At 63.5% G+C, this 23,289-nt stretch carries 22 protein-coding genes; 1 reads left to right on the forward strand and 21 read right to left on the reverse strand.

Annotated elements, in window-relative coordinates; translation table 11 throughout:
• Positions 1–56: 56 nt before the first annotated feature.
• From FE782_RS23190 to FE782_RS23210, 5 genes are all read right to left on the reverse strand, one after another.
• A complete protein-coding gene (locus FE782_RS23190; protein ID WP_238392625.1) occupies positions 57–347 on the reverse strand; it encodes a stage VI sporulation protein F in 291 nt (96 codons plus the stop codon).
• Positions 348–482: 135 nt separating this feature from the next.
• A complete protein-coding gene (gene recG, locus FE782_RS23195) occupies positions 483–2,534 on the reverse strand; it encodes an ATP-dependent DNA helicase RecG (RefSeq protein ID WP_138196729.1) in 2,052 nt (683 codons plus the stop codon).
• Positions 2,531–3,391 (reverse strand): DegV family protein, encoded by an 861-nt coding sequence (locus tag FE782_RS23200; RefSeq protein WP_138196730.1) that lies wholly within the window; start codon positions 3,389–3,391, stop codon positions 2,531–2,533. Before FE782_RS23200 ends, recG begins: the two co-directional genes overlap by 4 nt.
• A 31-nt stretch (positions 3,392–3,422) precedes the next feature.
• Entirely contained in the window at positions 3,423–5,174 is a 1,752-nt protein-coding gene (locus tag FE782_RS23205) for a DAK2 domain-containing protein (protein WP_138196731.1), read from the reverse strand.
• A gap of 17 nt (positions 5,175–5,191) precedes the next feature.
• Positions 5,192–5,551, reverse strand: coding sequence for an Asp23/Gls24 family envelope stress response protein (locus FE782_RS23210; protein WP_138196732.1), 360 nt, complete (start codon positions 5,549–5,551; stop codon positions 5,192–5,194).
• Positions 5,552–5,714: 163 nt separating this feature from the next.
• Between FE782_RS23210 and rpmB the strand changes: the two genes are divergently transcribed.
• Entirely contained in the window at positions 5,715–5,903 is a 189-nt protein-coding gene (rpmB, locus tag FE782_RS23215; protein ID WP_138196733.1) for a 50S ribosomal protein L28, read from the forward strand.
• A gap of 151 nt (positions 5,904–6,054) precedes the next feature.
• Here rpmB and spoVM read toward each other — a convergent pair whose 3' ends face one another.
• From spoVM to FE782_RS23295, 16 genes are all read right to left on the reverse strand, one after another.
• Positions 6,055–6,135, reverse strand: coding sequence for a stage V sporulation protein SpoVM (gene spoVM / locus FE782_RS23220; RefSeq protein ID WP_138196790.1), 81 nt, complete (start codon positions 6,133–6,135; stop codon positions 6,055–6,057).
• 129 nt (positions 6,136–6,264) lie between these two features.
• Complete coding sequence (rpe, locus tag FE782_RS23225) at positions 6,265–6,927, reverse strand: ribulose-phosphate 3-epimerase (RefSeq protein ID WP_138196734.1); 663 nt, start codon at positions 6,925–6,927, stop codon at positions 6,265–6,267.
• Between the two features lies 1 nt (position 6,928).
• Entirely contained in the window at positions 6,929–7,837 is a 909-nt protein-coding gene (rsgA, locus tag FE782_RS23230) for a ribosome small subunit-dependent GTPase A (RefSeq protein ID WP_138196735.1), read from the reverse strand.
• Positions 7,838–7,870: 33 nt separating this feature from the next.
• Entirely contained in the window at positions 7,871–10,030 is a 2,160-nt protein-coding gene (pknB, locus tag FE782_RS23235) for a Stk1 family PASTA domain-containing Ser/Thr kinase (RefSeq protein WP_138196736.1), read from the reverse strand.
• Positions 10,031–10,057: 27 nt separating this feature from the next.
• The gene (locus FE782_RS23240) at positions 10,058–10,795 is read right to left on the reverse strand and encodes a Stp1/IreP family PP2C-type Ser/Thr phosphatase (RefSeq protein WP_138196737.1); all 738 of its coding nucleotides are present in this window, start codon (positions 10,793–10,795) and stop codon (positions 10,058–10,060) included.
• A gap of 5 nt (positions 10,796–10,800) precedes the next feature.
• Positions 10,801–11,871 (reverse strand): dual-specificity RNA methyltransferase RlmN, encoded by a 1,071-nt coding sequence (gene rlmN, locus FE782_RS23245; RefSeq protein WP_138196738.1) that lies wholly within the window; start codon positions 11,869–11,871, stop codon positions 10,801–10,803.
• A gap of 117 nt (positions 11,872–11,988) precedes the next feature.
• The gene (gene rsmB, locus FE782_RS23250) at positions 11,989–13,530 is read right to left on the reverse strand and encodes a 16S rRNA (cytosine(967)-C(5))-methyltransferase RsmB (RefSeq protein WP_238392626.1); all 1,542 of its coding nucleotides are present in this window, start codon (positions 13,528–13,530) and stop codon (positions 11,989–11,991) included.
• Positions 13,527–14,507, reverse strand: coding sequence for a methionyl-tRNA formyltransferase (gene fmt, locus FE782_RS32995; RefSeq protein ID WP_138196740.1), 981 nt, complete (start codon positions 14,505–14,507; stop codon positions 13,527–13,529). The genes rsmB and fmt overlap by 4 nt, the downstream gene beginning before the upstream one ends.
• Positions 14,504–14,998, reverse strand: a complete 495-nt coding sequence (def, locus tag FE782_RS23260; RefSeq protein ID WP_138196741.1) for a peptide deformylase — start codon at positions 14,996–14,998, stop codon at positions 14,504–14,506. The genes fmt and def overlap by 4 nt, the downstream gene beginning before the upstream one ends.
• 466 nt (positions 14,999–15,464) lie before the next feature.
• Positions 15,465–17,927, reverse strand: coding sequence for a primosomal protein N' (priA, locus tag FE782_RS23265; RefSeq protein WP_138196742.1), 2,463 nt, complete (start codon positions 17,925–17,927; stop codon positions 15,465–15,467).
• Entirely contained in the window at positions 17,924–19,156 is a 1,233-nt protein-coding gene (gene coaBC / locus FE782_RS23270; RefSeq protein WP_138196743.1) for a bifunctional phosphopantothenoylcysteine decarboxylase/phosphopantothenate--cysteine ligase CoaBC, read from the reverse strand. Before coaBC ends, priA begins: the two co-directional genes overlap by 4 nt.
• A gap of 35 nt (positions 19,157–19,191) precedes the next feature.
• Positions 19,192–19,425 carry a DNA-directed RNA polymerase subunit omega gene (gene rpoZ / locus FE782_RS23275; RefSeq protein WP_138196744.1) on the reverse strand — a complete coding sequence of 78 codons (234 nt, stop codon included), beginning with the start codon at positions 19,423–19,425 and terminating at the stop codon, positions 19,192–19,194.
• A gap of 8 nt (positions 19,426–19,433) precedes the next feature.
• The gene (gmk, locus tag FE782_RS23280) at positions 19,434–20,090 is read right to left on the reverse strand and encodes a guanylate kinase (RefSeq protein WP_238392627.1); all 657 of its coding nucleotides are present in this window, start codon (positions 20,088–20,090) and stop codon (positions 19,434–19,436) included.
• A 5-nt stretch (positions 20,091–20,095) separates the two neighbouring features.
• Positions 20,096–20,356 (reverse strand): extracellular matrix/biofilm regulator RemA, encoded by a 261-nt coding sequence (remA, locus tag FE782_RS23285; protein ID WP_138196745.1) that lies wholly within the window; start codon positions 20,354–20,356, stop codon positions 20,096–20,098.
• 107 nt (positions 20,357–20,463) lie between these two features.
• Positions 20,464–21,342, reverse strand: a complete 879-nt coding sequence (locus FE782_RS23290) for a YicC/YloC family endoribonuclease (protein WP_238392628.1) — start codon at positions 21,340–21,342, stop codon at positions 20,464–20,466.
• Between the two features lie 26 nt (positions 21,343–21,368).
• Positions 21,369–23,285 (reverse strand): bifunctional homocysteine S-methyltransferase/methylenetetrahydrofolate reductase, encoded by a 1,917-nt coding sequence (locus tag FE782_RS23295; protein WP_138196746.1) that lies wholly within the window; start codon positions 23,283–23,285, stop codon positions 21,369–21,371.
• Positions 23,286–23,289 lie beyond the last annotated feature (4 nt).

Genomic DNA, 23,289 nt, shown 5'->3' on the forward strand with positions numbered 1-23,289 from the left:
GGGCGGTTACGACTTATTATACACCGAACATATATTCTTATCCAGAGGCGAAATGGTCAACGGAACAGATTCCACATTTTGATCAGGTGCAGCGGGTTGTTCGGATCGAGCTTCTGATCGAGCACGAAGCGGATAACGTTCTCCTTCTGCGCGTCCGTCAGCTTCTCGTCGAGCGCCTTGCAGGCGAGGCCCAGGAGCCGCTTCACCGTCGAACGGCTCTGGAGGTCGGCCTTCGTCACGGTGCCGACCGCGGTTTTAAGCCGTTCCTTCGCCGCGGGATCTTTCAATTTCGTCTTCACGCGGTCCACCATCTGAACGCTGATGCCGTACTTTTCGTATGCGGGCACTCGAATCGCCTCCCGGGGTACAAACTACGATACCTATTGTATGTGGGGAGGCGGCGGAACCTGCTTTTTCGTTCAGGAAAAAGGTTTCGTAACGCAAACAAGGCGGCCCCCAAGGGACCGCCCCGTCGTAACCGCCTAGTCGATCAAATCGCCGTCCAAAATTTGCTCCCGGGCGAGCAGCGCCCGCAAATCGGCGTACGCCGCGCTCGTCCAGAACGTATCGCCCCGCACGAGCTCCGCCGCATCGTCGCGCGCCGCTTCCAGCGCCGCGAAGTCCGCCGACGGGTCGGCGAGCCGAAACTCCGGCGCGCCGCTCTGCTTCGTGCCGAAGAAGTCGCCGGGTCCCCGCAGCTCGAGATCGCGGCGCGCGACCTCGAAGCCGTCGTTCGTCTCCGTCATGACGCGCATCCGTTCGCGGCCTTGCTCCGACTTCGGATCGGCCACGAGCACGCAATACGACTGATGCGCCCCGCGCCCGACGCGGCCCCGCAGCTGGTGCAGCTGCGACAGGCCGAACCGCTCCGCGTCGTACACGACCATGACCGTCGCGTTCGGCACGTCGACGCCGACCTCGATGACCGTCGTCGACACCAACACGCCGACGTCGCCCGCCGCGAACCGGCCCATGACGTCGTCCTTCTCCGACGCCGTCATCCGGCCGTGCAGCAGCCCGACGGCCGCCGGCGGAAACACCGCCTGCAGCTGCGCGTACATGTCGAGCGCGTTCTGGAAGTCGAGCTTGTCCGACTCCTCGATGAGCGGACAGACGATGTACGCCTGCCGGCCCGCGGCCATCTCCCGCCGAATGAGATCCAGCACCTCGTCCATGCCCGAGTGCTTCACCCACGTCGTGCGGATCGGCAGCCGCCCCTTCGGCAGCTCCCGCAGCGTGGAGACGTCCATGTCCCCGAACGCCGTAATCGCGAGCGTGCGCGGGATCGGCGTCGCCGTCATCGTGAGCACGTCCGGATGCAGCCCCTTGCGGCGCAGAATGCTGCGCTGCGCCACGCCGAACCGGTGCTGCTCGTCCGTGACGACGAGCCCGAGTCCCCTAAAATACACGTCCTCCTGGATGAGCGCGTGCGTGCCGACGACGATGTCGACGAGTCCGCTCTGCAGGCTCGCGAGCACGTCGCGGCGCTCCCGCTCGCGGAGCGAGCCGATCAGGAGCCCGACCTCGATGCCGTACGGCTCGAATAAGCGCCGCAGCGACTTCGCGTGCTGCTCGGCCAAAATTTCGGTCGGCACCATCAAGGCTCCCTGCAAGCCGCCGCGAACGCAAGCGTACAGCGCCACGGCGGCGACGATCGTCTTGCCCGCGCCGACGTCGCCCTGCAGCAATCGGTTCATGCTGTGCGGCGACTCCAGATCCTTCAAAATTTCGGCGATAACCTTCTTCTGCGAATCGGTCAACTCGAACGGCAGCGCCCGCACGAAGCGCCGCACCTCCTCGCGGTCGAATCGGTGCGGGACGCCTTCCTTGCGCCGATTCGCCCAGGCGCGGTACGCCTGAATCTTGAGCTGGAACAAAAACAGCTCCTCGTAGACGAGGCGCCGCCGCGCGTCCGCGCCCGACACGGCGCCGCCCGGCTGGTGGATGCCGCGGACCGCGTCGCGCCGCGGCAGCAGCCGGTACTTCCGGACGAGCTCCGGCGGCAGCAGCTCCGGCATCGCGTCCCCGAACTGGTCGAGGGCCGTCGCAATCGTCTTGCGCATCCAAGGCTGCGTAATTTCGCCGCCGACGGCGTAGACCGGAATGACGGAGCCGGCCTTCTGCACCCGCGAATTCGGAAACTCCGTGCCGGATACCGTCAGCTGTTTGCGGGCCTTGTCCCATTTGCCGGTCAGCACCGCCTCCCCGCCGTACGGAAGCCGATCCTTCAGGTAATGCTGATTGAACCATACGGCGGTGAACAAAATCGAGCCGGAAGCCGCCTTGCACACCATGCGCGTCTTCTTGCCGAACCGCTGCACGTTCGGCTCGCTCATGACGACGGCGGACACCGTCGCCTTCTCCCCGTCCGGCGTCTCCTCCAGCGGGCGGATGCGGAAGTCTTCGTACCGGATCGGGAACGAATCGAGCAGCGCGCCGACGGAAAAAATCCCGAAGGAAGCAAGCTCTCGCGCCTTGGCTTCGCCAACGCCGCGCACTTGTTCCACCGGGATCGCGTACAAATCTTGCGTCATGCTTCCGCAGGCGTGACGAACAGTCCGAGCGTGCCCGGACCGACATGCGTGCCGATGACGGGACCGAGCTCGAAATACGACACGTCTTTCACGTCGAACCGCTCCTTCAGCACGCCCTCGAACTCCTCCGCCCCGGCGCGCGCGTTCGCGTGCACGAACATCACGTCGATCGACTTGCCGTCGAACTTCTCTTGCAGCAGCTCGACGATCCGCCCCATCGCCTTCCGGCTGCCCCGCACCTTGTCGACCGGGAAGATGACGCCTTCCTCCGGATCTATCGACAAGATCGGCTTAATGTTAAGCAGCGAGCCGAACACGGCGGACGCCTTCCCGATCCGGCCGTTCCGGTGCAGGTACTCCAGCGTGTCCACGAGGAAGTACAGCTGCGTCTGCTCCTTCAAGCTCCGGATGCGAGCGAGGATGGCCTCGACGTCCGCTCCGTTCGCGGCCGCCTCCGCCGCCGCGATCGCGAGCATGCCGAAGCCGAGCGACGCGCTCTTCGAATCGACGATATGAATGTTCGGGTCCCCGCCGAGCAGCGACTTCGCGAGCACGGCGGACTGGTACGTCCCGCTGAAGGCCGAAGACAAATGGATGGAGATGATGACGGTACCCGGCTCCTCCAGCAGTTTCTTATAGACGTCTACGAAGTCGACCGGCGACGGCTGAGACGTCGTCGGCATCTCTTTCGTACCGGCCAGCTTCACGAAGAAGTCGCTCGACGCGAGGGTCACCGAATCCAAGAACGTCTCGTTGCCGAAGTGCACCTTCAGCGGCACCATCTCGATGCCGAGCCGCTCCCGGACGTCTTTCGGCAAATCGGACGTGCTGTCCACGACGATGCGCACTTTGCCCATACAGATCACCTCGTTTAAAAATTGGATACCGTTATTCCGCGGAGAAGAGGTATGCGTACACGGGCTGTCCGCCCGGAAGCAGTTCGACTTCTACGTCGGGGTACTGTTCTTCGAAAAAGCCGCGAAGACGGTTCGTCACCGCGTCGTCCGCCGATTCGCCGACGTAGACGGAGACGATCTCCTCCCCGTCGCTCAGCATGGAGCGCAGCAGCTCGGTGCACGTCTCGTACGGGTCGTCGTTCGACGCGACGATCTTGCCGTCCAAGATGCCGATATGATCGCCTTCCTTGATGTCGACGCCGTCGATGGACGTATCGCGCACGGCGAACGTCACCTGGCCGGACTTCACGCGCTTCGCGGCGGAGGACATCGCCTCGCCGTTCCGTTCGAAGTCGGCGCCCTCTTGGAATGCGAGCACCGCGGCGATGCCCTGCTGGATCGTCTTCGTCGGCACGACGATCACTTGCTTCTCGGCGATGTCTTTCGCCTGGTTCGCCGCCATCACGATATTGGAGTTGTTCGGCAGCACGAACACGCGGTCCGACGGCACGCTGTCGATCGCGTTCAAGATGTCTTCCGTGCTCGGGTTCATCGTCTGCCCGCCGGACAATACGAAGTCGACGCCGAGACTCGCGAAGATGTCGCTTAGTCCTTCGCCCGCCGCGACGGCGATCATGGCGAACGGCTTGCGCGGCGTCTCGACCGCGGCCATCGCCGGCTCGGCGTCCGTGATGACGTCGGTTTCGTAATCCTGCGACAAAATATGGCTGTGCTGCTCGCGCATGTTCTCGATCTTAATGCGCGTCAGATCGCCGAATTGCTGCGCGTACGTCATGACCTCGCCCGGATGCTCCGCGTGAATATGAATCTTTACGAGGTCGTCGTCCGCGACGACGAGCAGCGAATCGCCCATGCCTTCGAGCTTCTCGCGGAACCCGGGCTCTTCGAAGACGACGCCCGGAATTTTCCCGCCCGGCGTCAGCCGCACGATAAATTCCGTACAGTAGCCGTGTTCGATCGATTCCGTCTCGATGTGCGCCTGAACCGGGGCATGCTTCTCCGCGGCGCGACGCGCCTGCTCGATCGACTCCGGCGGAATGACGGAGTAATCGGTCTTCGGCCCCCCGGCCGCGACCGGCTCGACGATCGAGGCCGCCGCCGGAACTTCGCCGGACAGGACGGCATAGAAGCCCTCGTATACGAATACGAGACCTTGGCCGCCGGAATCGACGACGCCGACCTGCTTCAGCACCGGAAGCAAGTCCGGCGTGCGGGCGAGGGCGAGCTTCGCCGCCTCCAGCGTGTCCCGCATGACGGCGACGACGTCTCCGCCGCGGCGCGCGCTTTGGATCGCCGCCTTCGCGGCTTCCTTCGACACGGTCAGAATCGTGCCTTCGACAGGCCGTACGACGGCGGCGTACGCCGTCTCCACGCCTTGCTGCAGCGCTTGCGCGAATTGCGCGGCATCCGCCTTCTCGAGCGTAGCGACGCTCTTCGAGAAGCCGCGGAACAGCTGCGACAGGATGACGCCCGAATTGCCGCGCGCGCCCATCAGCAGCCCCTTGGCCATGACCTCGGCCGATCGGCCGAGGTGAGGAGAAGTCCTCTTCTTGAGTTCGTCCACTCCGGAGGTGAGAGTTAGATTCATGTTGGTGCCTGTGTCCCCGTCGGGAACGGGGAAGACGTTCAGGGCGTTCACTCGCTGCACGTTCGCGTGTAATCGTTCGGCTGCGGCCAACGCCATGGACGTAAACTCCGCTCCGTCAATAAAGCGCTTACTCAATTCGACATTCTCCTTCCTTATGATGAAACGCGAACTCCTTGAACGAAAATGTTGACGAAGTCGACATGCAGGCCGACGATATCGTTCAACACGTATTTCACTTTCGATTGAATGTTATGCGCCACTTCGGAAATCTTCGTACCGTAACTGACGATAATATACAAGTCGATATGCACGACATCCGCTTCGCGTCGCACGTCGACGCCTCGTCCGAGATTGTCGCGGCGAAGCAGTTCGGCGATGCCGTCTTTCAGCTTGTTCTTGGAGGCCATTCCTACAAGTCCATAACATTCCAGAGCCGCGGAGCCGGCGATCGTCGCGATGACTTCGTCGGTGACGTACACTTTCCCTCTTTCCGTGTCCAATTGAATGGGCATCTATAACCTCTCCTTCATGGTATGTAATATTATGGACTAAACCTCATTGTACTATATTAGACCAAAGAAATAAATGCAATCCCCCAACAACTTCGCGTTGACTGGCGCCCATGCCATATGCTATATTAATAACTATGTTTGCCACGGAAGGGTGGTGTCTGCAATGTCCAGAGTATGCTATATTACCGGCAAGAAGCCGGGGTCCGGCAACCACGTATCGCACGCGAACAACCGCAACCGCCGTTCGTGGGGCGTGAACGTCCAGAAGGTACGGATTCTTGTGAACGGGAAGCCGAAGCGCGTGTACGTGAGCACTCGTGCGCTGAAATCGGGGTTAATCACCCGCGTATAATTTCAAACACGCCGCTGACAAGAGGAGGATGCTTACGCATCCTCCTCTTCTTGTCGTATGTATCGCTGCTTGTTTCTTTTCGAAAAGGACAAAAAGCACCGTTCAGGTGCTTTCATCGATGTTCCCCAAATGGCGCCCACGGAAACCCTTGTCAGTTTTTGTTAAAAGCGTTTAACAAAGTTTTCACGAATCCGCCTAAGAATTTAGGTAGTTTGATTGTATAAAACTTCATCTCTACCCCTCCTCGCAAAGTTTCCGCCGCTCACGATTCCGTACGTTCCCCACTACAAGCCTTATAGCCCTATTGTATTCAGGGATTCCGGAAATGTGCCTACTTTCCTTCCGAGGGACAAAAATTTGTTCAGAGGGCCGCGTCGGCGCGCAGCTCGGCCATCGCCTTCGCGCGATCGCGCACGCCGAAGACGGAGCTTCCCGCGACGAGCACCGAGGCTCCCGCCTCCGTGACGAGGCGCGCCGTGCCTTGCGCGATGCCGCCGTCTACTTGAATGGCTACGCGGCCGTCCAAGCCGTCCTCGCGGATCCATTCGCGGAGCGCCGCGATCTTCTTCAGCGTCGAAGGGATGAACGCCTGACCGCCGAAGCCGGGATTCACCGTCATGACGAGCACGAGATCGATGTCCGCCAATACCGGCCGCACCCATTCCGCGGGCGTCGCCGGGTTCAATGCGACGCCGGCCTTCACGCCGCGCGCCTTGATCGTTTGAATCGTCCGATGCAGATGCGCGCATGCCTCGACATGCACGGTCACGCCGTCCGCGCCCGCGTCCACGAACGCGTCGACGTACGCTTCGGGCTTCTCGATCATCAGATGCACGTCCATGAACAGCGACGTGCGCGGCCGAAGCGCTTCGACCACGAGCGGGCCGAACGTAATGTTCGGCACGAATTTGCCGTCCATTACGTCCAGATGCAGCCAATCCGCGCCGCCTTGCTCGATATCCCGCACTTCCTCCGCGAGCGTCGCGAAGTTGGCGGCGAGCAGCGATGGAGCGATGATCGCCATATCAATACCTCCGTTTTCTATCCCGGATCTCGACCGCGAACGCAGCGTAATGCTCGTACCGCCGCTTGTCCGCTTCGCCGGACGCTACCGCTTCCAGGACGCGGCAGCCCGGTTCTTTCAGGTGGAGGCAGCCGCGGAACTTGCAGCCGTTCGACAGCTCCGCGAACTCCGGGAACGCCTCCGTCAACGCCTCGGGCTCCATCTCGGGAAACTCGAGCGTCGAAAATCCGGGCGTGTCCGCGAGCATGCCGCGCGCTCCGACGCGGAACAGCTCCACGTGGCGGGTCGTATGCTTGCCTCGTCCCAGCTTCTCGCTGATCTCGTTCGTCGCGAGCAGCAGCCCCGGCGCGAGCCGATTGAGCAGCGAAGACTTGCCGACGCCGGACTGACCCGCGATGACCGTGATGCGGCCTTCCAGCTCGCCGAGCAGGCCCGCGATCCCCTCGCCTCCGCGAGAGCTCGTCAAATAGACGGGATAGCCGATGCGCTCGTACGTCGCCCGCAGCTCGGCGATCTCCGCCTTGAGATCGGCCGCCTCCGGCTTCTCCAATAAATCCGCCTTCGTGAAACAGAGGATCGAACGCAAGCCGGCCAGCTCGGACAACGCTAAAAATTTGTCGAGCAGCGACCGGTTGATGTCCGGCCGCGTCACCGCGAAGACGATCAGCGCCGTGTCCACGTTGGCGATCGGCGGGCGCACGAGCTCCGTCGACCGAGGCGCAAGCTCGACGACCGTGCCTTCGCCGGAGCCGTCGACCTTCGCCTCGAAGCGGACGCGGTCGCCGACGAGCGGCGACACCCCCTGCTTCTTAAACAACCCCCGCGCCCGGCAGGCGACGACGTCGCCGCCGTCGTCCGGCTGCACGTAATAAAATCCGCTGAGCGCCTTCACAATCAAGCCATCCTGCATGCGTTCCGCTTGCCTCCCGCTAGAAACTTAAGTTTATAGGCCTTCGACGGTCTGTTCCGTCCCGTCCGACGGGCTCTGGCCTTCCTCGTCTCCCGGTTCGCCGTCGACCGGCTCCGCGGGTTCCTCCTCGAACGCCTCCGGCTCTTCCTGACGCGGCGCGTTCGCCGAACCGCCGCTTTCTTCCGCTTGCCTGTGCGTCCAAGTATATTGATCGAGCTTCGCATCGTCCAGGAACACTTCGATCGATGCGTTCTTGCTCGGCGACGTAACGACCTCGAAGGTGAACGACTGTTCGGACGACACCTTCTGATTTACCGCCTCGACGCGTTCGCCCATAGCGTCGGTGACGAGAATGCGAACGGCGCTCTCGGCGCCTTGCTCCTTCGGTCCGATGACGACGGTATACGTCGTCGCGCGAGCCTCCTTCGGCAGCCCATCGCTGATATAAATCATGATGCCTTCGCCCGGCGGCTTCACCGGGTCGCCCGGCTGATACGGGAATTGCTTGAACACGCGGCCCTTCTCGAAGTAGGCGGGCTCGCGGACGATGTTTTTCTCCAGCAGTTCAAGGCCCGCGCGCTCCAGCATCGCCTGCGCTTCTTGCGCGGTCAGTCCGAGCAGCTCCGGCATGTCGGTCTCTTCGCGCCCCCGGCTGACGACGACGCGCACCGACGTATCGAGCGGATCGATCGGCTGCAGCGCCGGCGGGAATTGCTCGATGATGCCGCCCGCGCCTTCCTTGTCGCTGAAGTCAGCGTCGAATTGGACGCTCTCGTCGGGAATGCCGAGCTCCTCGAGGGCGGCTCTCGCCTCCGCCTCCGTCAGGCCGACGAGCGCCGGCATCTCGACCATCTCGATCCCCTTGCTGACGTACAAGCGGATCGGCATCGTTCCCTTCACCTTCTCGCCCGCCTTCGTCTGCGAGATAACGTAATCGAGCGGCACTTCGCGATTGTATTCGTAGACGATCGGATCCTCTACGACGAGTCCGGCCGCCTCGATCTCGGTTATCGCCCGCTCGAGCGGCAGCCCTTCGACGAGCGGCACCTCGACGGTCGGGATGACGAAGATCTCCTGTACCTTGTTCACGCCCCACCATGCGCCGCCGAGCAGCACGAGCAGGATGCCGAACCAGACGAGCGGCTTCACCCAAGGATTCCCTCTGCGCTCCTCTTCCTCTTCGTCCACGTAGCTGCCGTCCCGCCATACCGGCGCGCCGGACGCGCTTTGAGAGGCTTCGCCGCTTCCGGCTCCGTCCAGCGCTCCCGGACGACCCGCAGGCTTCATGTCGCCGCGGATGGCCGGAATGACCCGCGTCGCCTCCGCGTCGTCTTCCGCGTCGCTGGCGTATGTCCACTTCGGCTCGTCCCTACGCTCGGGCGCGAGGCACGTTTCCAAGTCCCGCAGCATCTCTCCGGCCGAGACGTATCGCTCTTCCGGCCGTTTGCGAAGCGACTTAAGGATCACGTTTTCCACGCTTTGGGGAATCATCGGATTGACGGCCCGCGGTTCCTCGACGGGCTCCTGCAGATGCTTCAACGCGACGCTGATCGGGCTTTCTCCGATGAACGGAAGTCTCGCCGTCAGCATCTGGTACAAGACGATACCGAGGGAATACAAGTCCGACTTCTCCCCCGCGGTCACGCCCTTGGCGTGCTCCGGCGAGAAATAGTGAACCGAACCGATGACGGAGCCCGTCTGCGTAATCGTCGACGTCGTGATCGCCCGCGCGATGCCGAAGTCGGTCACCTTCACGCGGCCGTTCTTGCCGATCAATATGTTATGAGGCTTAATGTCCCGATGGATAATGCCGTTCGCATGCGCATGCTCGAGTGCGTCGCAAATTTGCGTCGCGATATGTACGGCTTCCGCGGTTTGCAGCGGAGCCTGCGCCTTGATGATATCGTTCAGGTTGGAGCCTTCGATATACTCCATAACGATGAAATGCGTCTCTTCGTCTTGCCCGACGTCGTAGATGCTTACGACGTTCGGATGGGACAACGACGCGGCGGATTGCGCCTCTCTCCGGAAGCGACGGATGAACTCCTCGTCGTGTACGTATTGCTGACGGAGCACCTTGACCGCCACGTGCCGATTCAGCAGCGTGTCCCTCGCCTTGTACACCAAGGCCATGCCCCCGCCTCCGACGCGTTCGATCAATTCGTATCGCCCCGATAAAGTCGTTCCGTTCATCCGCTTCTCTCCCCTTTCGTCTCGGCGTTATGAACCATTTTCGATCAGCACCACCGATATATTATCGTCTCCGCCCGCGTTCAGCGCGTACTCGACGAGGCGGTCCACCTTCTCGCTCAGCGTTCCTTCTCCGCGCACCGTGCGCGTCATCTCCGATTCCGGCACCAGATTCGAGAGCCCGTCGCTGCACAGCAGCAACAGATCCCCCGCCGACCACGGCAAAAAGACAAGGTCGACGTCCACGTCCGCCTCCGTGCCGAGCGCTCTCGTAATCACGTTGCGGCGCGGATGTACCGCGGCCTCGTCCGGCGTCAGCTGTCCGGTCTTCACGAGCTCGTTGACGAGCGTATGGTCTTCGGTGATTTGCGAAACCGTCTCATGATTTATGTAGTAAGCCCTTGAATCGCCGATATGACCGATCAATACGCGGGAGGCGTCGGCGAGCGCCGCCGTGACCGTCGTGCCCATCCCCCGATAATGCTCTTTCCCCGAAGCGACTTCGAATACTTTGGCGTTCGCCTCGCGAATCGCGTCGACGAGACGCGCCTTCCGTTCGGCGTCGTCGAGCTCGCCCGAGACGCGTACGAGCGCGCTCTCCAATAGCTCGATCGTAATTTGGCTGGCCGTGTCTCCGGCTTGATGGCCGCCCATGCCGTCGGCGACGATGGCGAGCGTGCAGCCCGCCACCCCGTCCTTCACGACGATCCGATCTTCGTTGACCGACCGCACGCGGCCGACATCGGTTTTATACGCTGTTTTCAACATCAGATTCACCTCGCGGTCGACTCCATATGCTTCGCCCGCAGCTGGCCGCAGGCGGCTGCGATATCGTGCCCCTGCTCCCTGCGGATCGTCGTGTTCACCTGTTTCGACTCCAGAATGCGTTTGAATTCGAAAATGTGCTCCTTCGGCGTACGAACGTAATCGCGCTCCGGCACGTAGTTGACCGGAATGAGGTTGACGTGGCACAACATTCCCTTCAGCACGGCGCCCAATTCCTCGGCGTGTTCCGGCTGATCGTTGACGCCGTTGATAAGCGCGTACTCGAACGTAATGCGGCGGCCCGTCTTCTCGATGTAATACCGGCAGGCGTCCATGACGTCCGCGAACGGGAACCGCCGGTTGACCGGCATCAACTTCGAACGCAGCGCGTCGTTCGGCGCGTGAATCGAAATCGCGAGGTTGATCTGCGTATTCCAATCGGCGAACTCGCGAATTTGCGGCACGATGCCGCTCGTCGACACGGTGACGTGACGTTGGCCGATCTTCATGCCTTTGTCGTGCACCATGAGCGCGAGGAACGTCTTCGTAGCTTCGTAGTTTTCGAACGGCTCGCCCGAACCCATCACGACGATGCTGCTGATTCGCTCGTTCGTCGCGTCGAGCAGTCGCTGGGCGTACACGACCTGCGCCACGATCTCGCCCGCGTACAGATTGCGCTTCAGCCCGCCGAGCGTCGACGCGCAGAACGTGCAGCCGATCCGGCAGCCGACCTGCGTCGTCACGCAGATGCTGATGCCGTAATTATGCCGCATGACGACCGTCTCGATCGCATGATTGTCGTAGAGGCCGAACAGAAACTTAATCGTGCCGTCCTTCGACTCCAGCTTCGTGATTTCGTTCAGCGTGACGAATTGGTAACTCGCCTTCAGCTTCTCCCGAAGCTCCTTCGATAGATTCGACATGTCGTCGAAGTCGACGACCCGCTTGCCGTAGAGCCAGTCGAAAATTTGTCCCGCGCGGAACGCCGGCTCGCCCTGCGATTTCAACCAGTCCTGCAACGCTTCCAGCGTCAGGTCGTAGATGAAAGGTTTCTCCGGCAGCTGTATCTCTTTTTTCATAGGTATCCCTGCTTTCTGCCGTCTCGGGCCGACGGGCGCCAGCCTATTCCGCGGCGCCCTCCGCCGAAACTCTTCTTTCTATTGTAAACGTTCGTCCGCCTTTTTAACACATCTCTTCTAGGACGAGCGAGAGGATGATCGGATCAGCCTAGCCATAAAGAACCCGTCGGAGCCGAAATCGGCGGGAGTCACGAGCAGCCGTCCGGGACCCGCGGCGCATCTGACGGCCGTCTCCCTTGCGATGCCCGGCGGCATCGTCGGATCCGGCGCATAATCCGGATGCGCGGCGAGAAACGCGTCGATCTGCGCTTCGTTCTCGCTCGGCTCCAGCGTGCACGTGCTGTAGACGAGAATGCCGCCCGGCTTCAGCAGCTTCGAGACGGAGGCGAGAATCGCGCGCTGCGTCTCGACGATGCTCGCGACGTCCTCCGGCGTCTTCGTCCACTTAATGTCCGGCTTGCGCCTTATGACGCCGAAGCCGGAGCAAGGCGCATCGAGCAGGATGCGGTCGAACGAGCCTTCCTCGAACCGCTCGTGCAATTTGGCGGCGTCCGCGACGACCGTATGGACGCTGGCGAGCCCTAACCGGCTCGCCGCTCCGTCGATGAGCTCCTTCTTATGCGGATGGATGTCGCAGGCGACGATCTCGCCCTTATCCTCCATCCGTTCCGCGAGCTGCGTCGTCTTCCCGCCGGGCGCCGCGCAGCAGTCGAGCACGCGCATGCCCGGCGCCGGATCGAGAAGCGCGGCGACGAGCATCGAGCTTTCGTCCTGCACGGTGCACAGTCCGGCCTTGAACGCTTCGGTGAACGCCAGGTTGCCGCCGTTCGCCGAGACGACGCCGTCTTCGCTCACCAGGGACGGCACCGCTTCGACGCCTTCCGCCGCCAGCTTCGCGATCAAGCCGTCGCGATCGATCCGAAGCGGGTTCACCCGCGCGCTCGCCTTCGGCGGCTCGTTGTTCGCCGCGGCGATGCGTTCGGCGGTCTCCTCGCCGAACGCGCGAACCCATTCGCGCACGAGCCATTCCGGATGCGAATGCTCGAACGCGATGCGCTCGACCGCGCTCGCGCCGGTCGGCGGTGTCGGCCGCCCGGGGTTCGCAGCGAGCTTGCGCAGCACGGCGTTCACCAGGCCGGATACGCCTTGGTGGCCCCGCCGCTTCGCGATGGCGACCGCCTCGCTCACGGCGGCATGCGGCGGCACGCGGTCGAGGAAGAGCAATTGGTACGCGCTGAGCCGCAGCAAGCTGCGGACCCAAGGCTGCAGCTTTTTCGCGCCTTTGGCAAGATGAGTATCGAGCACCGTATCGATCGTGTTTCGGCGCTGGATCGTGCCGTACACGAGCTCCGTGGCGAGACCCGCCTCCCGGGGATCGAGCTTCGTACGATTGAGCGCCGCATTAAGCGCCAGATTGCTGTACGCGCCTTCCTGTTCGACGGCGGTCAGCGCTTCGAGCGCCAGCTCGCGGGCGCCGAGCGGCTTCCGGCCGGACGGCGGCTTGGCGCGTGGGCCGGGCTTCGAGCCGGGTTTGGATCCAGGCTTCGTTCCGGGTTTCGCCCCTGCTTTCGATCCCGTTGCCGATGCCGTTCCGCTTCCCGCTCCGGCGTTCGCCCCGGCGCGAACGCCGGCGGTCGGTCCCGTCTTCGGCCCGGTCATCGAGCCGCCTCCCCTTGCGACGCTTCCGGCGATTCGCCGAGCGTATCGCCCTTCTTCATCTGGCCGTTCCGCGCGAACTCGGACACCGGCAGCGCCTTCTTGCCCGCCGGCTGCACCTCGGTGGCGACGAACACGCCGTCGCCGGTCGCGATCGCGAGGCCGTCCGCGCCGACGCCGATCACCGTGCCGGGCGCCGCGCCGGCGGCTCGTCCCGGATCCGGACGCGCCGCCTTCCATACCTTAAAGACGTCGCCGTTCCAGAACGTGAAGGCGCCCGGACGCGGCGACAGACCGCGAAGCTGATCGTAGATCGCCGAGGCGGGGCGCGTCCAGTCGATACGCTCGTCTTCGCGCGACAAGTTCGGCGAATACGTCGCTTCGGCCTCGTTCTGCGGCGTGCGGGGAGCGGTCCCGTCCAAAACCGCCGGCACCGTCTCGAGCAGCAGCTTCGCGCCGACGACGCTCAAGCGCTCGAAGACGAGACCTGCGTCATCGTCCGGCCCGATCGACAGCTCGGCCTTCGAGATCATGTCTCCGGTATCCAAGCCCTCGGCCATGTACATGATCGTCACGCCGGTGACGGTCTCGCCGTTCATGATCGCCCGCTGGATCGGCGCGCCGCCCCGGTATTTCGGCAGCAGCGAGCCGTGTACGTTGATGCAGCCGAAGCGCGGCATCGACAGCACCGACTTCGGCAAAATTTGCCCGTACGCGGCCGTCACGATCAGGTCCGGCGCGTACGCCGCCAGCTCCGCGACGGCTTCCGGCGCCCGCAGCTTCGCCGGCTGCAGCACGGGCAAGCCGAGGCGAAGCGCTTCTTCCTTCACGGGCGTCGGCGTCATCGTCTTCTTGCGCCCGACCGGCCGGTCGGGCTGCGTGACGACCGCCTTGACGTTATATCCTGCATCGATTAACGCACGAAGGGACGGCACGGCAAAGTCCGGCGTCCCCATAAATACGATATTCGCGTTCTTCATACGACGTCGTCATCCTCTTCGTCTTCGTCCGGCTTCGGCTCGTAGACGCGCTCGGCGATGTCGATGTACAAGACGCCGTTCAGGTGGTCGATCTCGTGTTGGAACGCGCGAGAAAGGAAGCCGTCCGCCTCGATCGCGATCTCGTTCCCGTTGCGGTCGAGTCCCTTGACCTTCAGGCGGTCCTTGCGCCGAACGTCGCCCTGCAGGCCGGGAATGCTGAGGCAGCCTTCCGGACCGAGCTGCTCGCCGCCCGCCTCGACGATCTCCGGATTGACCATTTCGATCAATCCATGATCGTCGCCGACGTCGATGACGATAACGCGCTTGGAGATGCCGATCTGCGGCGCCGCGAGACCGACGCCGGGCGCGTCGTACATCGTCTCGGCCATGTCGGTCAACAGTTTCTGAATATTCGGCGTTACCTTCGGCACCGGCTTCGCGACTTCGCGAAGGACCGGGTCCGGATGCTTGACGATGATGCGAATCGCCATATAGGTTCGTACCCCTTTCGATGAAACCCCGTCTGATGTGTGACCGATGATCCGGCTCGCGCCGCCCTATCGGTTTGTACTTTCTATATCGAAAACACCCGTCTCGACACGCGACTCCGAACGCCATGCCGTTGCGAACAGCGGCTCAGCCGTTGTCGGAGGTTCTACGACTATCCACGCTCTCACGGCCACCCGCGGCGCTGCAGTCGGAGGTTCTCCGACTATCCATGCTCTCACGGCCACCCGCGGCGCTGCAGTCGGAGGTTCTCCGACTATCCACGCTCGCGCGGCCACCCGCGGCGCTGCAGTCGGAGGTTCTCCGACTATCCACGCTCGCGCGGCCACCCCCGGAGCTGCAGTCGGAGGTTCTACGACTATCCACGCTCGCGCGGCCACCTGCGGCGCTGCAGTCGGAGGTTCTCCGACTATCCACGCTCTCACGGCCTCCGACGTCGACATATCCCCCTTATAACAGAACTTGAGGATCCACGTCGAGCTGGATGCTTAATTTAGACTTGCGGACGTCGTCCGAGAGCGCGTCCGCCGACGCGCGCAACGCATCGGCCACGTTCGTTTCTCCCCGATATTTTACCATGCATTGGAACCGATATCTATCTTTCAGTTTCGGGATCGGCGACGGCACGGGACCGAGCAGCTCCGGCTCCTCGCCGGCGCCCCGAAGCTCCGCGAAGCGCTTCTTCAGCTCGCCCGCGAACCGTTCGCTCGATGTCACGAGCCGCGAGATGTCCTCATGCGCCAGCGTCGCGAGCGCGAGCCGGCAATACGGCGGATAACCGAGCTCCCGACGCGAGATGAGCTCGCGTCGAGCGAAGCCGCGGAAGTCGTGATGCTGGGCGAACTGAATGCTGTAATGCTCCGGGGTATACGTCTGTACGACGACCTCGCCCGGCAGCTGATGCCGCCCGGCGCGGCCCGCCACCTGCGTCAGCAGCTGGAACGTCCGCTCCGCCGCCCGGAAGTCCGGCAGCCGCAGTACCGTATCCGCGCTGATGACGCCGACGAGCGTCACGAACGGGAAGTCGAGCCCCTTCGCCACCATTTGCGTGCCGAGCAGCACGTCCGCCTTCCGTTCGCGGAAGTCCGCGAGCAGCTTCTCGTGCGCGCCTTTGGTCGAGGTCGTGTCGACGTCCATCCGGATCGTGCGAATGCCCGGGAACAGCTTCGCGAGCTCCTCCTCGACGCGTTGCGTGCCCGCCCCGAAGTGGCGGATGTGCTCGCTCTCGCAGCTCGGGCAGCGCGTCGCCTCTCGTTCCGTGTACCCGCAGTAGTGACAGCGGGAATGCCTTCCGGAACGGTGGTACGTCAGTGTAATGTCGCAATGCGGACACTGCGCCGTGAACCCGCAGGAGCGGCACATGACGAACGTCGAGTAACCGCGGCGGTTCAGCAGCAGCACCGATTGCTCGCCGCGTTCGAGTCGCGTCGCGAGCGCTTCGCGAAGCCTCGCGCTGAACATCGAACGGTTACCGTCCCGCAGCTCTTGCCGCATATCGACGATGTCGACGCGCGGCATCGCTTGCCCGAAGGCGCGGTCCGGCATCTCAAGCAGCGTATAGACGCCGCGATGCGCGGCGAGATACGTCTCGAGCGCCGGCGTCGCCGAGCCGAGCACGACGGCCGCGCCGTGACGCGAAGCGCGCTCGAGCGCGACGTCGCGGGCGTGGTATTTCGGCGATTCCTCTTGTTTATAGGAAGATTCATGTTCTTCGTCGATAATAATGAGGCCGACGTTCGTGAACGGGGCGAAGATGGCCGACCGCGCGCCGATGGCGATCTTCACGCGGCGGCGAGCGATCTTGCGCCACTCGTCGTAGCGCTCTCCGGCCGACAGCCGGCTGTGCATGACGGCGACCTCGTCGCCGAACCGCCCCTTGAACGCGTTCACCGTCTGCGGCGTCAACGATATTTCCGGCACGAGCAGAATCGCCTCGCGGCCGGCTTCCAGACACGCCTGCATCGCCTGCAGGTACACCTCGGTCTTCCCGCTGCCGGTGACGCCGTGCAGCAGGAACGGCGCATACGTCTTCGCTTCGATCGCGCGCCGAATCGGCGACAGCGCCGCCGCCTGCGTCTCCGTCAGAGGCAGCGGCCGGGACGCCTCGAACCGGCGATCCGCATACGGATCTCGCGACAGCTCTTTCGCTTCGACGACGCAAAACCCCTTCGACTCAAGCGCCTTCACCGCTGCGGGACCGATGCCGCTATCGCGCGCCAGCTCCGCGAGCAGCGGCGGTTCCCCGCCTTCGTCCGCGAGCGACGCCAATCTGTCGAGCAGCTCCGCCTGCTTCGGCGCGCGCCGCCTCGCCGCGTCCGCGGCGGCCGTCAACGCTTCCGCGGAAGCGGACGGGCGCACGCACAGCTGCACCTTCATGCCTAAGCGGTCCTTCACTTCCTTCGATTCCGTCAGCAGCCCGAGCAGGATGGCCGACGTCAGCAGCTCCGCCCGGTCGGCGAACGCCTGCAGCAGCGACTTCTCCGGAACGCGTCCGCGCCGATCGACGTAAGCGAGAAGCTCCCGCAGCGATTCCGGCACGTCCGGAGACGACGGCGGGACGGCCGCTTCGAACACGGTTTCCGTCTTCGTCTTGAGCGCGCTAGGCAGCAACGCCGTAAGCGCCGTATATTGCGGACACAAGTACTTCCGGCTGAGCCAGCCGGCCAAATCCAACAATTCTTCCGTCACGACCGGGGCCGCGTCCAACACGCTCTTCAGCGGCTTCAGCCGCGAAGGGTCCATATCGGACGTCTCTTCGACGGCCAAGACGAAGCCGTTCAGCGTGCGCGGGCCGAACGGCACCGCGGCGCGCACCCCGGGCCGCACGAGAGGCGCGAGCTTGTCCGGCACCGCATAATCGAAAGGCCGGTCCGTATCCCGGGCCGGCGCATCGACGATCACTTTAGCTATCATAGTCCCGTCCCCCGCGCTTCCGCGCGAGCCTTATACGCGTCGTACGCGATCGCAAGCAGCCGATCGGCCACCGCCCGCTTCGATTGCAGCGGCAGGTCCTCGACGAGTCCTTCCGCCGTATAGACGGACACCGCGTTCGTATCGTGGCCGAAGCCGACGTTCGGCTTCGACACGTCGTTCCCCGCGATGAAGTCCGCCTGCTTCCTTGCGGCTTTCCCCATCGCGTGCTTCGCGAGGTCGTTCGTCTCCGCGGCGAAGCCGACGAGCACTTGGCCCGGCGCTTTGCGTTCGCCGAGCGCCTTCAAGATGTCGGGCGTCCGTTCGAGCTCGAGCGACAGCGTCGCTTCGGTCTTCTTCAGCTTGCGCGCCGCCGTCTGCGCCGGCCGGTAATCCGCCACCGCGGCCGCCTTCACGACGATGTCCGCCTCCGCGAACCGCGACAGGACGGCATCGTACATCTGCTGCGCGGATTCGACCCGGACGAGCTCGACGCCCCCCGGCGGCGCGACGTCCGCGCGTCCCGCGACGAGCGTCACCTTCGCTCCGAGGTCCCGAGCCGCCTCCGCCACGGCGAAGCCCATCTTGCCGGACGAATCGTTCGTCAGGTAGCGGACCGGATCGATCCGCTCCACCGTGGCGCCGGCCGTGACGAGCACGCGCACGCCTTCCATCGCCCGGCGACGGCCGAGCCGCTCGATCAGCCGATCCACGATTTCCTCCGGCTCCGCCATGCGTCCCTTGCCCGTGTATCCGCAGGCGAGAAACCCTTCGCCCGGCTCCACGAACGTGAAGCCTCGCGCCCGCAGCGTCTCCATATGCGATTGCACGACCGGATTCGCGTACATATGCACGTTCATCGCCGGAGCGATCAAGACGGGCGCTCGGTTCCCGATCGCCAGCAGCGTCGTCGACAGCATGTCATCGCCGAGGCCGAGCGCCAGCTTCGCCAGGCTGTTCGCCGTCGCGGGCGCGATGACGACCGCGTCGGCGCGATCGGCAAGGTCGATGTGCGAGATGACCGAAGCGTCGTCTTCGTCGAACGTATCGACGATGACCCGATTTCTCGTAATCGCCTGGAACGTCAACGGCGCGATGAATTTCGCGGCGGACGCGGTCAGCACGACGTGCGTCTTCGCGCCGGCCTGCGTGAGCTTGCTGGCGACCGCCGCCGCTTTATATGCCGCGATGCCTCCCGTAACGCCGAGGAGGACCGTCTTCCCCTGTAGCATGCCGTTCCCCTCCGTAAAGAAAAAAATAACAACCGCTAGGGTTGTTGTTTTGAATCGTCGAGAGCCGTTTCTTTAGAAGTCTTCTCGTATGTGATGTACTCGTTATGAATCTCTTCGAGGGCGACGCCCACCTGCTTATGCGACTTCGGATTGCGAAGGTCGGACTTCGCTCCTTCGCGCAGCGCTCTCGCGCGCTTCGACGCGGCGACGACGAGCAAGTACTTGCTGCCGGCTTTCTCGACCAGCTTGTCTATAGACGGATATAACATGTGTAGGTTTACACTCCATTCAGCCATTTTTGAATTGCGGGGAACAACCGCTCCCGCTTGCAGTGCTCCGCCGCGATGATGCTCTGGACGCGATTGCACGCGGTCTCGAGCACGTCGTTCACGACGGCGTAATCGTAATGCTCCATCAGCTTAAGCTCTTCGGCGGCCGCCGCCATGCGGGAACGGATCGAGCTTTCGCTCTCCGTGCCGCGGCCGACGATGCGCTTCTGCAGCTCTTCGAGCGAAGGCGGCAGAACGAAGATGAAGATGGCTTCCGGGAACCGTTCCTTCACCTGCATCGCGCCCTGCACGTCGATCTCGAGGATGATGTCCTTCCCTTGATCGATCGTCTGCTGCACGAACGACTTCGGCGTGCCGTAATAGTTGCCGACGTATTCGGCCCACTCCAACAATTCCCCGGCTTCGATCATCGCCCGGAACTGTTCGTGGGTTTTGAAAAAGTAATTGACTCCGTCGATCTCGCCTTCCCGAGGCTTCCGGGTCGTGGCAGAGACGGAGTAGACGAGCTCCGGCGACAATGCGCGAAGCCGATTGCACAGCGTTCCCTTGCCTACGCCGGACGGGCCGGATAGGACGAGAAGCAAGCCCTTGGTCATGAAGCGTTCCTCGACTTTGGTTAGGGTGGTCGTTACGGTATGGGTCATCGCGTTCACTCGTCGTTGTCTTCGTCTTTGTTGGACAACCGATGCGCGACCGTCTCCGGCTGCACCGCGGACAAGATGACGTGATCGCTGTCCGTGATGATGACGGCGCGCGTTCGGCGGCCGTACGTCGCGTCGATCAGCATATGCCGGTCACGCGCCTCTTGGATGATGCGCTTGATCGGTGCCGATTCGGGACTGACGATGGAGATGATGCGATTGGCGGAGACGATGTTGCCGAATCCGATGTTGATGAGTTTGATTGCCATACTGTGGTTTCCCCCTAGCGCCTCTTAATAGGCATTGTAACCCTCGCCGCTCCCCGCCATACGGCATGCCGAAGACGGGACGATATCTATATGTATGATAAAACGGATTACTCGAAATTTTGCGATTGCTCCCGGAGCTTCTCTAGCTCGGCTTTCACGTCGACGGCGAGCGCCGACAACGCGGCGTGGTTCGCCTTGGACCCGATCGTGTTCGCCTCGCGGTTCATCTCTTGCAGCAGAAAATCCAGTTTCCTTCCGACGGGCTCGCCGGAGGTCAGCAGCTCGGCGAATTGCGCCGCGTGGCTGCCAAGCCGGGTCAGCTCCTCGTCGATCGCGCTTCGCTCCGCGAAATACGCGATCTCCGCGGCCAGCCGCTGCTCGTCGACGGGCGCAGCCCCGAGCGCCGACGCGATGCGCTCGCGCAGCCGCTCGCGGTACTCGTCCGCGACGGCCGGAGCCAAGGCGCGCATCCGTTCGACCGCCGCTCCTACCGCGGTCAGCTTGCCCGCGGCGTCTTCGGCCAAGTAGCGTCCTTCCGCCTCGCGCATGGCGACGAGCTGCGCGAGCGCGCTCTCGGCGCATTCGAGCAGCCGGTCGCCGGCGTCGTCCGGCGGCGCGTCCTCCGCCACCCTCCAGACGCCCGGCGCCGCGAGCAGCTCGCGCGCGGACGGACGGCCGTCCGAAAGGCTGAACCGTTCCGCCAGCTGCCGGGCGGCGTCGACGTAAGCGGAGGCGAGCGCCCAATCGACGGCCGCTTGCCGCGGCGCGTCCGCGGCCCGCTCCACCGTCACGCTGACGTCCACGCGGCCGCGCTTGACGCGGGCGAGAACGAGACGCCGCAGGCGATCCTCCATATGGGACCACTCCCGCGGCAGTCGGCACGCCACTTCCGAATATCGATGGTTCACGGATCTCATATCGACCGTGAACGTAAGGTTTCCTGCGCTTCTGGAATCGTGTCCATAGCCGGTCATGCTTCGCAACACAGCTTCGCACGCTCCGTTTCTCTATATTACTTCATTTCCCTAGTGGGTACAAGTGGAAAACGGCTCTCCGCCCGCTCCCGCACGTACTTCGTCAGTTCGACCGTCATCTCGTACGCCATGAACGGCGTTATGAGATAGATGCCCTGGAACCGCTCCATCGCGACGTCGAGCAGCTCCTTCGAGATGCCGAGCGACGCCTGCCGCCCCGCCTCGCCTTCGAGCCCCGCCATCCGGCGGCGGACGTCGTCGGACAACGTGATGCCGGGCACCTCGTTATGCAAATATTCGGCGTTGCGGCCGCTCGTGAACGGCATAATGCCCAGGAAGATCGGGAAGTCGAGATGCTTCGTCGCTTCGTGCAGCTTCACGATCAGCTCCGGATCGTACACCGGCTGCGTCATCGCGTAATCGGCGCCGGCCTCGATTTTCTTCTCGAGCCGCTCGACCGCCTTATGCAGATGCTTCACGTTCGGATTGAGCGCCGTGCCGACGAGGAAGTTCGCCTTCTCCTTCATCGGCTTGCCGGAGAACGCAAGTCCGTCGTTCATTTGTTTAATCATCTTAATAATTTGAAAACTCGTCACGTCGTATACCGAGCTGGCGCCCGGAAGGTCGCCGAATCGCGCCGGGTCGCCCGTAATGGCGAGCACGTGATCGATGCCGGTCGCGTGAAGCCCCATCAAGTGCGACTGCGTGCCGATCAGGTTGCGGTCGCGGCAGGCGATGTGGACGAGCGGACGCGCGCCGAGGCGTTCCTTGATCAAGAACGCGAGCGCGCTGTTGCTCATTCGCGTCATCGCGAGCGAGTTGTCCGCCATCGTAATCGCGTCCGCGCCGGCGCTATGGAGCGCTTCCGCGCCTTTCATGAACTTGTCGATGTTCAGGTCCCGCGGCGGATCGAGCTCGACGATGACCGTATGGCGCTCCTTCACCATGTCCAGGATCGTCGGTTCGCGGCGCGGCGGCTCCGGCGGCTCCGCAGGCTCCCGCACCGACACTGTCTCCCGCGCGGGCGGCGCGGCTTCGGCCGACGTCTCGTCCGAAGGCGAGAACGTCGCAAGCGCCTTCGCCACGGCGGCGATATGCGCCGGCGTCGTGCCGCAGCAGCCGCCTACGATGCGTGCGCCGAGCCGCGCGAGCGTCAGCGCGCTCTCCCCGAAATAGTCCGGCCCCGCCGGATACGAGAACGTGCCGTCGACATACGCCGGCAGCCCCGCATTCGGGAAAATCGACAACGGGACGTCCCCGCGCCGCGTAAGCCGCTCGAGCGCTCGGATGATGCCGTACGGACCGCTGTGGCAATTGAGGCCCACGACGTCCGCCCCGGCGCCCTGCAATCTGGCGAACGCGTCGTCGAGCGATCGGCCGTCAGGGGCCGAGCCGCCGGCTTCGATCGCGAGCTGGCAGATGACGGGCTTGTCCGTCAGCCGTCTCGCGACGAGAACGGCCATCTCCGCGTCGTTCGCGTCGGAGAACGTCTCGAGCAGCAGCGCGTCGACCCCTTCCGTCAGCAGCGCGGACATCTGCTCCGCGTACGCCGCTTCCGCTTCCTCGTCCGTCACCGGCACGCGGTGCGCGGGTCTCGCGGAGCCGACGGAGCCCGCGACGTACGCGTCGGCGCCGACCGCGCCTCTCGCAAGGGCGACGCCGGCGCGGTTCAGCGCCTCGACGTCGCCTTCGAGACCGTGGCGCGCAAGCTTGTACCGATTCGCCGCGAACGTGTTCGTCTCGATGAGCCGAGCGCCCGCCTCGTAATATTGCCGGTGCACGTCCCGGATGACCTCGGGCCGCGTGTCGTTCAGCTCCTCCGCGCAGACGCCGATCGGCACGCCGAGCTGATACAAATACGTGCCCATCGCGCCGTCGCCGACGATCGCTTGCTTTATGAGAATATCGCGAAGGTCCGGCTTCCCGCCGTCCCCGCGTCGTTCGTTACGAAACATGACA

The sequence above is a fragment of the Paenibacillus antri genome (genome assembly GCF_005765165.1).
Taxonomy (GTDB): domain Bacteria; phylum Bacillota; class Bacilli; order Paenibacillales; family YIM-B00363; genus Paenibacillus_AE; species Paenibacillus_AE antri.

Coding starts and splice junctions, on each gene's coding strand:
- FE782_RS23295 (WP_138196746.1), bottom strand. CDS start 23,285: ATGTTTCGTAACGAACGACGCGGGGACGGCGGGAAGCCGGACCTTCGC.
- rsgA (WP_138196735.1), bottom strand. CDS start 7,837: ATGCAGGATGGCTTGATTGTGAAGGCGCTCAGCGGATTTTATTACGTG.
- rpoZ (WP_138196744.1), bottom strand. CDS start 19,425: ATGTTATATCCGTCTATAGACAAGCTGGTCGAGAAAGCCGGCAGCAAG.
- def (WP_138196741.1), bottom strand. CDS start 14,998: ATGGCGATTCGCATCATCGTCAAGCATCCGGACCCGGTCCTTCGCGAA.
- FE782_RS23210 (WP_138196732.1), bottom strand. CDS start 5,551: ATGCCCATTCAATTGGACACGGAAAGAGGGAAAGTGTACGTCACCGAC.
- pknB (WP_138196736.1), bottom strand. CDS start 10,030: ATGAACGGAACGACTTTATCGGGGCGATACGAATTGATCGAACGCGTC.
- FE782_RS23200 (WP_138196730.1), bottom strand. CDS start 3,391: ATGGGCAAAGTGCGCATCGTCGTGGACAGCACGTCCGATTTGCCGAAA.
- FE782_RS23240 (WP_138196737.1), bottom strand. CDS start 10,795: ATGTTGAAAACAGCGTATAAAACCGATGTCGGCCGCGTGCGGTCGGTC.
- fmt (WP_138196740.1), bottom strand. CDS start 14,507: ATGAAGAACGCGAATATCGTATTTATGGGGACGCCGGACTTTGCCGTG.
- rpmB (WP_138196733.1), top strand. CDS start 5,715: ATGTCCAGAGTATGCTATATTACCGGCAAGAAGCCGGGGTCCGGCAAC.
- recG (WP_138196729.1), bottom strand. CDS start 2,534: ATGACGCAAGATTTGTACGCGATCCCGGTGGAACAAGTGCGCGGCGTT.
- rpe (WP_138196734.1), bottom strand. CDS start 6,927: ATGGCGATCATCGCTCCATCGCTGCTCGCCGCCAACTTCGCGACGCTC.
- gmk (WP_238392627.1), bottom strand. CDS start 20,090: ATGACCCATACCGTAACGACCACCCTAACCAAAGTCGAGGAACGCTTC.
- rlmN (WP_138196738.1), bottom strand. CDS start 11,871: ATGAAAAAAGAGATACAGCTGCCGGAGAAACCTTTCATCTACGACCTG.
- coaBC (WP_138196743.1), bottom strand. CDS start 19,156: ATGCTACAGGGGAAGACGGTCCTCCTCGGCGTTACGGGAGGCATCGCG.
- rsmB (WP_238392626.1), bottom strand. CDS start 13,530: ATGACCGGGCCGAAGACGGGACCGACCGCCGGCGTTCGCGCCGGGGCG.
- priA (WP_138196742.1), bottom strand. CDS start 17,927: ATGATAGCTAAAGTGATCGTCGATGCGCCGGCCCGGGATACGGACCGG.
- spoVM (WP_138196790.1), bottom strand. CDS start 6,135: ATGAAGTTTTATACAATCAAACTACCTAAATTCTTAGGCGGATTCGTG.
- remA (WP_138196745.1), bottom strand. CDS start 20,356: ATGGCAATCAAACTCATCAACATCGGATTCGGCAACATCGTCTCCGCC.